The organism is Cupriavidus sp. GW823-FHT06D04 (genome assembly GCF_058795055.1).
Window position 1 is genome coordinate 210,304 of the sequence record NZ_JBXAHL010000001.1, and the last position, 13,914, is coordinate 224,217.

Genomic DNA, 13,914 nt, shown 5'->3' on the forward strand with positions numbered 1-13,914 from the left:
TCGATGGAGATCGGCAGGGTCGGCGCCCGGCTGCAGCGGGGCAAGAATCCGGCATTTTCCGGCGGCGATGTCAGCCAATCCCCGACAAAGACAGGAAGCGCGCAACTATACAATAGACGTGCAGTGGTCCGTTCGCCGCCCCGCGCTGGCGTGGGCGGCCCCGGCCCTGCCCCCGCCAGACAGGAGAGCCCGCCTCATGCCCGTGCGCCGCAAGGTTGTTCTGTGGAGTGTGCTGACACCGGTTGCGCTGATCGCGCTGCTGGTGGTCGTGATCCTGACCTTCGACTGGAACCGCCTCAAGCCCTGGCTCAACGACCGCGTCTCGGAGGCCATCGGCCGGCCCTTCGCCATCAATGGCGATCTGACCGTGACCTGGCGCCACGGCGAGGGCGAGAAAGGCTGGCGCACCCTTGTGCCGTGGCCGCGGCTGTCGGCGCGCGACATCACCATCGGCAATACCGACTGGGCCAAACAGCCGCATCTGGCAACCGTGCGCGAACTGATCTTCGTGCTGCGTCCGATACCGCTGCTAGCGCACCAGATCGCGGTGCCGACCATTGTCGTCGACAGCCCGGCGGTGTGGCTGGAACGCCTGCCGGACGCCCGCAACAACTGGACCCTTGAGTTCGGCCCCAAGAAGGGCCCGTCCGAATGGGAGCTGGATATCGGCGAGGTGGTGCTGGCGCGCGGCAACCTGGCGCTGACTGACCAGTTCAAGAAGATCGAGCTGCAGGCGGAGCTCGACACGATCGGCGACAACCCGCTCTATGACAAGGCCCGCGACGGCGCACTGGTGGCACCCGAGGCCTCCCAGGTGCCGCCCGGGCCGCCCGCCAGTGCCGGCGCGGCAGCCTCCGCACCGGTGGCTTCGGCGTCCGGCGGAGCCAGCGCACCCGGCGCATCGGGCCCGCCGGCGTCGGCCATCGCAGCCAACGGCCGCTACGGTGTGCGCTGGAAAGCCACCGGCCGCTACAACGAGGCCACCATCAACGCCAGCGGCAAGGCCGGCACGGTGCTGAGCCTGCGCAACACCGACGTGCCCTTCCCGATCCTGGCCGATGTGCGGGTTGGCACCACCCGCGCCGTGATCGAAGGCACCGTGACCAACCCCGCGCATCTGGCCGCGCTGGACGTGCATCTGACGCTGACCGGCGACAGCATGGCCAAGCTCTATGCGCTGACCGGCGTGGTGCTGCCGTCCACGCCGCCATACCAAACCCGCGGCCGCCTGATGGCGACGCTGCGCAAGCAAGGCTCGATATACGAGTACCAGAAGTTCACCGGCCGCGTCGGCGGCAGCGACCTGTCCGGCACGCTGACCTTCACCAAGCGTGACCCGCGTCCACTGCTGGCGGGCAACCTGGTGTCGAACCAGCTGCGCTTTGTCGACCTGGCCCCGCTGATTGGGGCCGATGCCAGGCCCGGCCGCCCCGCCAAGGACAGCCCGGTAGCCCAGCCCGCCGACAAGGCGCTGCCGGTGGCCCCGTTCCGAACCGAGCGCTGGGACGAGATCGATGCCGACGTGCACGTTACCGGCAAGCGCATCATCCGCGACGCCGAACTGCCGATCAGCGACCTGGTCACCCACCTGAAGCTGCAGGACGGCGTGCTGCTGCTCGACCCGCTCAACTTCGGCGTGGCCGGCGGCAACCTGGTGTCGACCATGCGCCTCGATGGCAAGCGCGAGCCGATGGGGGCCACGGTCGACATGACCGCGCGCCACATGAAGCTCAAGCAGCTGTTCCCCACCTTTGACCTGATGCGCGCCAGCATCGGCGAACTCAACGGCAGCGCCAAGCTCTCGGCCACCGGCAATTCAGTGGCGGCGCTGATGGCCTCTTCCAACGGCGAAGCCAAGCTGCTGGTCGAGAACGGCACGGTCAGCAAGTTCCTGCTTGAAGCGATGGGGCTGAACGTGGGCAGCGTGGTGATCCGCAAGCTGTTCGGCGACAGGCCGGTGCGGATCAACTGCGGCGTCAGCGACTTTGCCTTCACCGACGGCATCGCGCGCGCGCGCACCTTCGTGCTGGATACCGACGATGCGGTGATCGAGACCACCGGCGGCATCGACCTGCGCAATGAAAAGCTGGCGCTGACCATCCACCCGGACTCCAAGGGCCTGCGCGTGTTCTCGCTGCGCTCTCCGCTCTACGTGGGCGGCACCATGAAGAAGCCGTCCGTCAGCCCCGATATCGGCGTGCTGGCACTGCGCGCCGGCGGCGCGCTGTCGCTGGCCCTGCTGGCACCGGTGGCGACGGCGGTGCTGCCGCTGGTGGACCTGTCGCCGGGCGGCGAAGACAACCTGTGCGCAACGCTGCTGGCCGACCTGCGCAAACGCCCGGTCGCGCCGCCGCCGGGCAAGACCTACAAGGATCCCAGGACCGGCAAGACCGCCGGCATGACCGCCGGCAAGCCGATCCCGAAGGAAACGCCGGGCACCGCCGCGCAGGCTGACGCCCAGACCCGCGAGCCGGCACGCGCCAGCGAGCGCGAGGTGCGCAAGCCGGCGCCAGCACCGGCGCGCCCGGACAACGACGCCCTGTACAAGGGCGGTTGAGGCGCGTGCGAACCAAGGCGCGTCGCCTGGCGGCCACATGGCCGCCCTTGTCTGAAGCAAAATCGCAACACTTTGCCCCGCTGCGACATCGTGCCGCACGCAGCCGTTGTGCCGCGCCCACGCCCGGCGCATAATTAAACGGCCATTTATAAGAAGTTTAAGCATGGCAAGCATCGGGTGCGGTGCGGGTTCGCCCGTTGCATCCTTCTGAAGGCGCGGCTGCGGCCGCCCTTTGTTTCCTCTTTGTTTCCCGCCTCGGCACGGCCGCCGGCCGCCATGAGCGCGGCCACTGCGAGCCCCCGTTCCCATGTCGCTGCCGCACGCCGCCGTCCCGCCGATCACCTGGCTGATCGCGCTGACGGTGTGCAACCACGTGGCCTTCAATGCCAGCCGCGTGGTGGTGTCGCTGTTCGCGATTTCCCTCAAAGCCTCCACCGTCACGCTCGGCGTGCTGATGTCGCTGTATGCGGTGCTGCCGATGCTGCTGGCAATCCGCGCCGGCAAGCACATCGACGAGATCGGGCCGCGCAAGCCGATGACCGCGGGCTCGCTGATGGTGGTGGCGGGCACGCTGCTGCCGGTGCTCTGGCACGACCTCGGCGCGCTGTACCTGTCATGCGCGCTGATCGGCGTGGGCTTCATGCTGGTGCAGGTGGCGATGCAGCTGCTGATCGGCCAGGTTTCCACCAATGAGACCCGGCTGCGCAACTACACCTGGCATGCGCTGGGGCTGTCGGTGTCCGGCACGCTCGGGCCGGTGACGATGGGCTACGTGATCGAACATGCGGGCTTCCGCCCCGCCTTCATGGTGCTGGTGACGGTGGCGCTGGTCGGCCAGGCCGGCCTGCAATGGCTGCGTCCGCGCCTGCCGGCGCAAGGCGGCAATGCCGGGCGCATCGCCATCGAGGACGGCAGCCGCCACTCCACGCTGGACCTGCTGCAGCAACCCGAGCTGCGCGCGGTCTTCATCGCCAGTGCGGTGCTGTCCGCCGCATGGGACCTGCACGCCTTCCTGATCCCGATCCAGGGCTCGCGCATCGGCCTGTCGCCGTCATCGATCGGCTGGGTGCTGGGCGCTTTCGCCATGGCCACCTTTGCCATCCGCGTGGCGATGCCGGCGGTGTCGCGCCGGCTCTCGGAGTGGAAAATCATCCGCAGCGCGCTGCTGGTGGGCGCGCTGGCCTACCTGGCCTACCCCTTCGTCACGCACTTCTGGCTGATGTGCGGGCTGGCCTTCGTACTGGGCCTGGCACTGGGCAGCGCCCAGCCCAATGTCATGAACATCCTGCACACAGCGTCGCCGCACGGCCGCGCCGGCGAGGCACTGGGCCTGCGCTCGGCGGTGCTCAATACCGGCCAGGTGGTGTGGCCGCTCACGTTTGGCGTGGTCGGCACGGCGCTGGGCATGCTGCCGATCTTTTTGTCGATGGCGGGCGCGATGGGCGCGGCCGGTTACTACTCGCGGCGCCAAGGGCGCAAGGTGCTGCCGCCGCCGGTTTAGCCCCCGCGGCAGGTGGCGCTGCCGATACACTTGTCGCCACGCAAATGCGATCCCCGATGCATTCGCTATACTCGAATCAGCCGGACCTGCGGCCCCCGCCCCCGGGCGCACCGCGCATCCCGACCGATATCCTGATGATTGCGACATGACTCAACTTGCCGACCTTCGCCGTACCTATGTGCTGGGCTCTCTGTCCGAAACCGACGTAGCGCCCGACCCGATGAGCCAGTTCAAACGCTGGTTCGACGAGGCGGTCACGGCCAAGCTGCCCGAACCCAATGCCATGACCCTGGCCACGGTCGACGCCGACGGCCAGCCGTCCGCGCGCATCGTGCTGCTCAAGGGCATCGACGACCGGGGCTTCACCTTCTTCACCAACTACGAAAGCCGCAAGGGCCTGGACCTGGCGGCAAACCCGCGCGCGGCGCTGCTGTTCCACTGGGTGCAACTGGAGCGCCAGGTACGCGTCGAAGGGCGCGTCGAGAAAGTCTCGGATGACGAGAGCGACGCCTATTTCGCCACGCGCCCGCTGGGCTCGCGCGTGGGCGCCTGGGCCTCTGCGCAAAGCCGCGAGGTGCCCGGCCGCGACGTGCTGGAGCAGCGCGAGCAGGAATACCGCAGCAAGTTCGGCGAAAACCCGCCGCGCCCCCCGCACTGGGGCGGCTACCGCCTGGTGCCGACCGCGCTGGAGTTCTGGCAGGGCCGCCCGTCGCGGCTGCACGACCGCATCGCCTTCCGCCTGCAACCCGGAGGCGACTGGCAGATCGTGCGGCTGTCGCCCTGAAGCGGTTGGCGCGCACCTGAACATGCGCCAACAGCGCCGAACGGGTCGGTAGTTGGGTCTTCTGGACGGTGCGCTGCACAAGCTGCGGAATTGGACTAAAGTGAGACAGGCGTCGCTTGGTTACTTTTTTCTTGCAGCGTTCGCGACGGATTGGGCAAGGTTCCAGCTCAGTACCAACCCTTGCCTGATGCGTCGACCGAAGCGTGTGCCGCAACCCATCAGGAGGTAAAGCGCATGTTTTTCAAGCAAGCCCTGGAAAAGCAACTCGACAACTGGATCGCCGACCTGCGAGAGAATGCCAATCTGCCGGTCAGCTTGCGGCTGTGGAATGGCACCGAATACCCGCTCGGGCACTTCGACAAGCCGGCTGTCACGCTGACCGTACGCGAGGCCGCAGCCCTGCCGCTGCTGCTGACGCCGAGCCTGGACAACCTCGGCGAAGCGTATGTGCAGGAGAAAATCGACTTCGAGGGCAGGCTGACGGACATCATCAAGGTCGCCTACGGCTTCTCGGCCGCGGCCACGCACCGCGCTGGCGGCGCTCTGTTCAAGGTGGCGCAGCACTTCACGCATACCAAGCAGGAAGACAAGAACTCGATCCAGTACCACTACGACGTCTCCAACGACTTCTACAAGCTCTGGCTCGATCCCAACATGGTCTACTCCTGCGCCTACTTCGAGCACGGCGACGAAGACCTGGCCACGGCGCAACTCAAGAAGATCGACCACATCCTGACCAAGATCCGGCTGCAGCCGGACCAGACGCTGCTGGACATCGGCTGCGGCTGGGGCGCGCTGGTGCTGCGCGCCGCGCAGAAGTTCGGGGCGCGGTGCGTGGGCATCACGCTGTCGCAGAACCAGTTCGACCTGGCCACCGAGCGCGTCAGGGCCGCGGGCCTGTCCGACCGCATCGAGATCCGGCTGCAGGACTACCGTGACACCGCCGGCACCTTCGACCGCATCACCAGCGTCGGCATGTTCGAGCATGTGGGCAAGGACAACCTGCCCGGCTACTTCAGCCGCATCCGCGAACTGCTGGCCGACGACGGCTATGCGATGAACCACGGCATCACCTCGCCCGACCCGGACAACGGCTCGACGCCGATGGACGGCGCCGAGTTCATGGACCGCTATGTGTTCCCGCAGGGCGAGCTGCCGCATATCGGGCTGGTGCTGCGTACGCTGCAGCAAGGCGGCCTGGAAGCCTTCGACGTCGAACTGCTGCGCCGCCACTACGCGCAGACGCTGCACCACTGGGCCGACAACTTCGAGGCCCGCGGCGACACCATCCGCAGCCTGGTCGGCGAGAAGAAGTACCGCATCTGGCGGGTCTACCTGGCCGGCTGCGCGCATGCCTTCGAGACCGAGAAGATGTCGATCTACCAGGTGCTCTGCCACAAGGCCGGGCTGCCGGCCGATACGCTGCCGTGGTCGCGCCGCTATATCTACGGCCAACCCATTGGCCGCAACGACTGAAGGCAACGCTGGCGATTGACTGAAGACCTCTTTGGGGGGCTGCCCCTGCCCACCCCACCTGCCCCTCCGGAACGGCCCGCCTCCCACCCGGGCGCGGCCGTCCCGCCCGCTCCCTCCGGCAAACCCGCGCGCGGCAAGAGCGTGCAACCCGCACAGGCGGACGAAGCCCTGCGCGCGCTCGCCGCGAAGCTGCCATCGAACCTGTACTTCGGCACGTCCTCCTGGGCCTACCCCGGCTGGAACGGGCTGGTCTATGACGGCGAGTACGGCGACAGCCTGCTGTCGCGCAAGGGCCTGGCCGCGTATTCGCGCCATCCGCTGCTGCGCGCCGCCGGCATCGACCGCGGCTTCTACGGGCCGATCCCGCTGGCGGACTACCTGTCCTACGCCGCGCAGGTCCCCGATGGCTTCCGCTTCCTGGTCAAGGCGCCCGCCAGCGTCTGCGATGCCTGGCTGCGCGGCCCCGACGGCGCCGGCCGGCTGGCCAATGCCGCCTTCCTGGATGCGGAGATCGCGGTGCGCGACTTCATCGTGCCCGCCACCAGCGGGCTGGGCAGCAAATGCGGGCCGCTGCTGTTCCAGCTGTCGCCGATGGGGCCGCTGGCCGACAGCGCCATGTTCCTGGAACGGCTCGACGCCTTCCTGGGCGCGCTGCCGGCGCTCGACCCGTCGATCACCCCGCATGCGTGCTACACGGTTGAGCTGCGCGACCCGGCACTGCTGACACCACGCTACATCCGGCTGCTGCGCCGCCGCGGCGTGCGCTTCTGCCTGTCGGCACGCGACCGCCTGCCGCCGGTGCCGCGCCAGGCCGCGGCGCAGGCGCTGATGGACGAGGAAGCGCCGGGTCCGCTGGTGCTGCGCTGGATGCTGCATGGGGGCCGGCCCTACGCCTACGCGGAAAAGCTGTACGCACCCTTCGACCGCATCGTCGACGACGACCCCGACACCCGCCATGCCATCGCCGATGTGGTGGCGCGCACGCTGCGCGCGGGGCAGCCTGCCATCGTCATTGTCAGCAACAACGCCGAGGGCTGCGCGCCACTGAGTTGCGTGCGGCTGGCCGAGGCGATCATTGCGAGGCTGGCGCGGTGAATGACTGACGGCCGGCGCACGGTGACCGATAGGCCGCTCCCGCAGGCAAGGGCCGCCACTGCCTGAAGACTTGTGCACAATGTGCACAGCCGGAGACCATGCGCTTGTCGCCACCCACGCGATCGGATTGAATCGGGGCACCTTCCGACCGAGGAAGGATGGAGACGACGATGCCCCTTTCCACTTCGGCGCGCACACCGGGCCGCGCCGCCCTGCCGCAGCTGCTTGATCCTGCCTCGATAGCCATTGTCGGCGCCTCGCGCGATACCAGCCGCATCGGCGGCGTGGCGCTGGACCACCTGCAGCGCCTTGGATACCAGGGCCAGGTGTATCCGGTCAATCCGCGCTATGCGGAGATCGCCGGCCTGGCGTGCTATCCCGATATCGAATCCGTGCCGCAGGTGCCTGACGTGGCGGTGCTGGCGCTCGGCGCGGACGAGGTGCTGCCGCAGTTGCAGCGCTGCCATGCTTGCGGCGTCCGTGCCGCCATCGTCTACGCCTCGGGCTTTGCCGAGGCCGGTGAAGCGGGTGCCGGGCGCCAGGCCGCACTTGCGGCCTTCGCCCGCGAGAGCGGCATGGCAATCGCCGGACCCAACTGCATGGGGCTGGCCAACCTGACCACGCGCGCCATCACCGCATTTGCCACCACGTTCCGCGCGTTCCCGCCGCAGGACGGCCCGGGTGCCGTGAGCCTGCTGACCCAGAGCGGCAACGTCTGCGCCATCGTCTACGCCACAGGCAGGCAGATGGACGTGGGCTTCCACCAGTTCATCAATACCGGCAACGAAGCCTGCCTGGACTATTCGGATTACCTCGACTACCTCGCGGACGATCCGCAAACCGCGGCCGTGGTCGGTTACGTGGAAGGCCTGCGCAACGGCAGTGGCTTCATCGAAGCCGCTGCGCGCCTGCGCGCGGCAAACAAGCCACTGATCCTGCTGAAGGCCGGCGAAAGCGAGGCCGGTTCGGCGGCCACGCAATCCCATACCGCCGTGCTGGCCGGCAACCAGGCCATCTACCGCGCCGCCTTCGCCCAGATCGGCGCGATGCAGGCGAGTGATCCGGCCCACCTGACCGACCTGGCATACCTGGCCGGCTTCCGCCATCGCAGCGCGGGGCGCCGGGTGGTAGTGGCTTCCGTGTCGGGCGCGATGGGTGCCCTGTCGGCCGACCTGCTCAGCGCGGCCGGACTCGACGTGCCGCGCCTGCACGAGGCGGTCCAGCAGCGCCTGCTGGCGGTCGTGCCGGAGCTCGGCGCGGTGGCGAACCCCGTCGACCTGACCGGCCAGCTGTTCAACCGCAGCGGCCTGGCCTACGCCGTGCTCGACCACCTTGCCGCCACTGACGGCATCGACGTCATTTTCCTCTACGCCACCGCCTACCTGCTGGATCGCGTGGCCGACGAGCTGATCGAGGTGGCGGGCAAGACCGACCGCCTGATCATCGTCGCCACCACGGGCGAGCCGGCCAGCCGCGCACGGCTGGCCGACGCCGGTGTGGCACTGTTCCCGGACTGCGCACGCGCGGCCCGGGCCCTGGGCACGTACGTGGGCTGGCTCGGCACGGCGGCGCCGACCGCGCACTGGATGGCGCTGCGCGCGCGGGCCGGCGGCGACGCGGCCGCCCGTGCGCCCGCCGCCGCCATGGACGAGCACCAGGCCAAGCAGTGGCTGGCGGGCTTCGGCGTGCCGGTCGGCGCGGAGGCGGCCGCGGCCACGCCCGAGGACGCCGCGCGCGCCGCCGAAGCCATCGGCTTCCCGGTCGCAGTGAAAGTGCTGAGCCCGGACATTGTGCACAAGACCGAGGTTGGCGGCGTCCGGCTGGGACTGGCCAACGCGCGGCAGGTGCGCGAGGCGGCGGCCGAGGTGGCTGCCGCCGCCGCGCAAGCCCTGCCGCAGGCACGACAGCGCGGCGTGCTGGTGCAGCAAATGGCAAGCGGCGTGTGCGAGCTGATCGTCGGCGTGACGCGCGACCCGGTCTTCGGCCTGGCCATGACGGTAGGCATGGGCGGGATCTTCACCGAGATCTTCCACGACGTCGCGCACCGACTGCTGCCGGTGGACCGCGCCATGGCGCGCGACATGCTGGCCAGCCTGCGCGGCTACCGGCTGATGACAGGCTTCCGCGGCAAGCCCGCGGCCGACCTCGACGCGGCGGCCGACGCGATTGCCGCGCTCTCCGACGCCGCCATGTCGCTGGGCGACAGCCTCGCCGAAATGGAAGTGAATCCCATGCTGGTGCGCGCTGCCGGGCGCGGTGCCGTCGCCCTCGACGCGCTGGTCCTGATGCAGCCTCAGAACCCCGAGGGAGGTGCGCAATGACGCGGGATATCACCAGACCCGGGATCGTGGACGGCCGGCGCCGCGAAACGCTCACGCTGCTGGCAATGGGCGCCCTGGCCCCGCTCGGCGCCCTGGCATCGCGCAAGGCACTGGCGCACAGTTTTCCCACCCAGCCGGTCACGCTGATCGTCCCCTTCGCGGCGGGCGGCGCCACCGATACGCTGGTGCGCACGCTGGCCGATGGCGCGGCCAGGACGCTGGGCCAGCCTGTCGTCGTGGAAAACCGCCCGGGCGCGGCGGGCGTACTGGGCGCCAATGTCGTGGCGCGGGCCAGGCCGGATGGCTACACCCTGACCGTGATCCCTGAACCGGTGTTCCGGCTGCCTCACCTGCAGAAGACGCAGTTCGACCCGCTGCGGGACTTCACCTATGTGATCCACCTGACCGGCTACACGCTGGGGGTGGCGGCGCGCGCCGACGCGCCATGGAAATCCTGGCAGGACATGGTCGAGGATGCCCGGCGCCGTCCTGGCAAGATCAGCTATGGCAGTACCGGCACCAACGGCACCATGCATGTGACGATGGAAGAGATCAGCGGGAAGCTCGGCATCGAGCTCAACCATGTGCCCTACAAGGGCGAGTCCGAGATCATCACCGCAATGCTCGGCGGCCATATCGACCTGGCGGTCACCGCCGGCGGCATCGGTCCCTACGTCGATAGCGGCAAGGCGCGCTGGCTGGTGCTGTGGACCGCCGAGCACTCGCGGCGCTGGGCCCGCGTGCCAACGCTGCGCGATGTCGGCATCGACATGGTGTCAACCTCGCCGTTCGGCATCGCCGGGCCGCGCAACATGGACCCGCAGTCCGTGCAGGTGCTGCACGATGCGTTCCGCAAGGCCTTGAACGACCCCGCCATGCAGAAGGTGCTGGAGCGGTTCGACCAGGAGAGCGCCTACCTGAACAGCGCCGACTACGCCGCCTTCGCGCGCCAGCGCTACGAGAGCCAGGGCAGGCTGGTGAAGCGCCTCGGCCTGACGGCCAATCCATGACCGCGGAGACTGCAATGTCCTATCGTTCCGTATTCCATCGCGGCCTGTTCGCCGGCCGCACGGTGCTGGTAACCGGCGCCGGCAGCGGCATCGGCCGTTGCACGGCACACGAACTGGCCAGTCTTGGCGCGCGCCTTGCGCTGGCCGGCCGCAAGCTCGAGAAGCTTGAGCAGGTGAAGGCCGAGATCATCGCCGTCGAGCCGGAAGCCGCCAGCCGCATCACGCTGCACAGCTGCGACATCCGCGACGAGGCCCAGGTGCGCGAGACCGTAGCCGCCGTGCTGGCCGCGCACGGCGCCATCAACGGCCTCTTCAACAACGCCGGCGGGCAGTTTCCGTCGCCGCTGCGCGATATCAGCCTGAAGGGCTGGGAAGCCGTGGTGCGCAACAACCTTACTGGCGGCTTCCTGGTGGCACGTGAATGCTTCACGCAATGGATGGAAGCCAACGGCGGCGCCATCGTCAACATCATTGCCGATATGTGGAATGGCATGCCGGGCATGGGCCATTCGGGCGCCGCGCGCGCCGGCATGTTGTCTTTCACCGAGACCGCCGCCTGCGAATGGGCCGCTGCAGGAGTGCGCGTGAACGCGGTGGCGCCCGGCTGGATCGCTTCCAGCGGCTTTGACACCTACCCGCCGGAATTCCAGGCCAAGATCCGCCAGCTGGCGCGCAAGGTGCCGCTGCAGCGCCTGGGCACCGAAGCCGAAGTCTCAGCGGCCGTGGTGTTCCTGCTCTCGCCGGCGGCGGCCTTCATCACCGGCTCGACCATCCGTGTCGACGGCGGCGTGCCCAACGCCAAGCACACCTGGCCGCAGCCCGAGCACCAGCGCTCGGAGCCTTTCAACGGCTTCCCGCTCTACACGCTGCCGCAGTGCCTGACGCCAGCCACCGAATCAGAGACACCATGACCCTGCAACCGCCAAATCCACGCTACTACAGCGCCGACCACGAAGCCTTCCGCGCCAGCGTGCGGCGCTTCTTCGAGAAAGAGGTGGCGCCCAACGCCGAGGCCTGGGACGAAGCCGGCAGCTTCCCGCGCGAGCTGTACCGGAAGGCCGCCGCAGCCGGCCTGCTGCAGCCGGGCTTTCCGGAAGCATACGGTGGCGCCCCATGCGATGCCTTCTATCGCATGATCCTGTTCGAAGAGCGCGCCTGGGGCGGCTCGGGCGGCATCGCCTCGGGGCTGTTCTCGCACACCATCGGTGCGCCACCGATCGCCGCGGTGGGCAGCGAGGCGCTGAAGGCGCGCGTGCTGCCGCAGATCCTTGCCGGCGAAAAGATTTCCGCGCTCGCCATCACCGAGCCCGACGCCGGCTCCGACGTGGCGCAGCTGTCCACCAGCGCGCGGCGCGAGGGCGACCACTACGTGGTCAACGGCACCAAGCTCTACATCACCTCAGGCATGCGCGCGGACTACTTCACCGTGGCCGTGCGCACCGGCGGCCCGGGTTCCAGCGGCGTGTCGCTGCTGCTGATCGAGGGCGATACGCCGGGCCTGACGCGCACGCCGCTGAAGAAGATGGGCTGGTGGGCATCCGACACCGCGCAGCTGTTCTTCGACGGGTGCCGCGTGCCGGTGGAAAACCTGATCGGCGAGGAAGGCAAGGGCTTTGCCGCCATCACGAAGAATTTCAACCACGAGCGGCTGGCGCTGGCCGCGGCCGCCTGCGGCTATGCGCAAGTCTGCTTCCATGACGCACTGACGTGGGCGCGCGAACGGCGCACCTTCGGCAAGCGGCTGGCCGACCATCAGGTAGTGCGCCACCAGCTGGTGGACATGGCCACGCGCATCGAATCCACGCGCGCCCTGCTGGACGACCTGGCCGCGCGCCTGGACGACGGCGTCGCGCCGGTGGCGCAGATCGCGATGGCCAAGAACATGGCCACGCGCACGTTCCAGTTCTGCGCGGACCGCGCGGTGCAGTTGCTGGGCGGGATGGGCTATATGCGCGGCAGCCGGGTGGAGCGCCTGTATCGCGAGGTCAAGGTGATGATGATCGGAGGCGGCGCCGAGGAAATCATGAAGGACCTGGCGGCGAAGCAACTGAGCCTGTAGCAAGCCGCGGACGGTGCCGACAGGTGCCGTCCGCAGCCGCCTTCCTCTTACTCCAGCCGCAGTCCGCTCTTCTTCACCACTTCACCCCATCGCACCGCTTCGGCCTTGATGAACGCCTGGAACTGCTCCGGCTTGCCGCCGACCGGATCAATCCCATAGTCGATCAGCCTTGCCCGTACGTCGGGCTGCTGCAGGACCGCTTCCATTTCCCGGGCCAGCTTTGCCTGCACCGCCGGCGGCGTCATCGCCGGTGCGATCAGGCCGATCCAGCTGCCTGCCGTGACGCCCGGATAACCGGCCTCGGCCATGGTCGGCACCTCCGGCGCGGCCGGCCAGCGCGTCGGGCTGGAGATCGCCAGCGCGCGCACCTTGCCTGCCTTCACCTGCGGCATCATGGTCTGCACCGAATCGAAGATGATGGCAACCTGCCCCGAGAACAAATCAGGCAGCGCCGGCGAAATGCCCTTGTAAGGCACGTGCGTCATCTGCATGCCGACCGACTGCGCGAACAGCTCGCCCGCCAAGTGCGCGCCGGAGCCATTGCCGCTGGAGGCAAAGGTCATCTTCGCGGGATTGGCCTTGCCCCAGCCCACCAGCTCTTTCACCGTGGTCGGCGGCAGCTGCGCGCTGGAGACCAGCAGCAGCGGAATCCGCCCGATCATGCTGACGCCGGTGAGGTCCTTGAGCGGGTCATAGCTCATCTTCGGATACAGGCTGGGATTGATGGCGTGCCCGGCCACCACCACCAGCAGCGAATAGCCGTCCGGCGCGGACCTGGCGACGTTCTCCGAGCCGATCATGCCGTTGGCGCCGGGGCGGTTCTCCACCACCACCGGCTGGCCGATGCGTTGCGCCAACTTCTGCATCACCAGCCGCGTCACGGCGTCTGACACACCACCAGGCGTGTATGGCACGACCACGCGGATCGGGCGGTTGGGATAGGCGTCGCCCTGCGCCATGGCGGGCAAGGGGCCGGCGATGCTGCCTGCGGCCAGTCCTGCGAACAGGCCCAGGCATAGCTGGCGCCGGATGCGCGCGTCGGGCTTGGGTCGGGTCATGTCTCCTCCTGGTTGCGCGCGCCAGTGCCGGCGCGCAAGGTCTCTGGCCGGGT

The 13,914-nt window shown here is 68.7% G+C and carries 10 protein-coding genes; 9 read left to right on the forward strand and 1 reads right to left on the reverse strand.

The features are described from left to right. Positions 1-196 precede the first annotated feature (196 nt). The 9 genes from AC1Q7H_RS01010 to AC1Q7H_RS01050 all read left to right on the forward strand — a co-directional run bounded on the left by AC1Q7H_RS01010 (position 197) and on the right by AC1Q7H_RS01050 (position 12,803). Entirely contained in the window at positions 197-2,557 is a 2,361-nt protein-coding gene (locus tag AC1Q7H_RS01010) for an AsmA family protein (RefSeq protein ID WP_492380834.1), read from the forward strand. A gap of 307 nt (positions 2,558-2,864) precedes the next feature. Continuing rightward, complete coding sequence (locus AC1Q7H_RS01015; protein ID WP_492378350.1) at positions 2,865-4,058, forward strand: MFS transporter; 1,194 nt, start codon at positions 2,865-2,867, stop codon at positions 4,056-4,058. Between the two features lie 145 nt (positions 4,059-4,203). After that, positions 4,204-4,842, forward strand: coding sequence for a pyridoxamine 5'-phosphate oxidase (gene pdxH, locus AC1Q7H_RS01020; RefSeq protein ID WP_013957588.1), 639 nt, complete (start codon positions 4,204-4,206; stop codon positions 4,840-4,842). A 234-nt stretch (positions 4,843-5,076) separates the two neighbouring features. Then, positions 5,077-6,318, forward strand: a complete 1,242-nt coding sequence (locus AC1Q7H_RS01025) for an SAM-dependent methyltransferase (protein WP_211980049.1) — start codon at positions 5,077-5,079, stop codon at positions 6,316-6,318. A gap of 15 nt (positions 6,319-6,333) precedes the next feature. Continuing rightward, positions 6,334-7,413: a DUF72 domain-containing protein gene (locus AC1Q7H_RS01030; protein ID WP_013957590.1), complete on the forward strand. Its 1,080-nt coding sequence runs from the start codon at positions 6,334-6,336 to the stop codon at positions 7,411-7,413. A gap of 170 nt (positions 7,414-7,583) precedes the next feature. Beyond that, positions 7,584-9,734 (forward strand): acetate--CoA ligase family protein, encoded by a 2,151-nt coding sequence (locus AC1Q7H_RS01035; RefSeq protein ID WP_013957591.1) that lies wholly within the window; start codon positions 7,584-7,586, stop codon positions 9,732-9,734. After that, positions 9,731-10,744, forward strand: coding sequence for a tripartite tricarboxylate transporter substrate binding protein (locus tag AC1Q7H_RS01040; RefSeq protein ID WP_211980054.1), 1,014 nt, complete (start codon positions 9,731-9,733; stop codon positions 10,742-10,744). The genes AC1Q7H_RS01035 and AC1Q7H_RS01040 overlap by 4 nt, the downstream gene beginning before the upstream one ends. A gap of 14 nt (positions 10,745-10,758) precedes the next feature. Beyond that, complete coding sequence (locus AC1Q7H_RS01045) at positions 10,759-11,655, forward strand: SDR family oxidoreductase (RefSeq protein WP_013957593.1); 897 nt, start codon at positions 10,759-10,761, stop codon at positions 11,653-11,655. After that, positions 11,652-12,803 (forward strand): acyl-CoA dehydrogenase family protein, encoded by a 1,152-nt coding sequence (locus AC1Q7H_RS01050; protein ID WP_492380835.1) that lies wholly within the window; start codon positions 11,652-11,654, stop codon positions 12,801-12,803. Before AC1Q7H_RS01045 ends, AC1Q7H_RS01050 begins: the two co-directional genes overlap by 4 nt. Before the next feature lie 47 nt (positions 12,804-12,850). Here AC1Q7H_RS01050 and AC1Q7H_RS01055 read toward each other — a convergent pair whose 3' ends face one another. Beyond that, positions 12,851-13,861, reverse strand: coding sequence for a tripartite tricarboxylate transporter substrate binding protein (locus AC1Q7H_RS01055; RefSeq protein ID WP_492380836.1), 1,011 nt, complete (start codon positions 13,859-13,861; stop codon positions 12,851-12,853). Between the last annotated feature and the right edge of the window lie 53 nt (positions 13,862-13,914).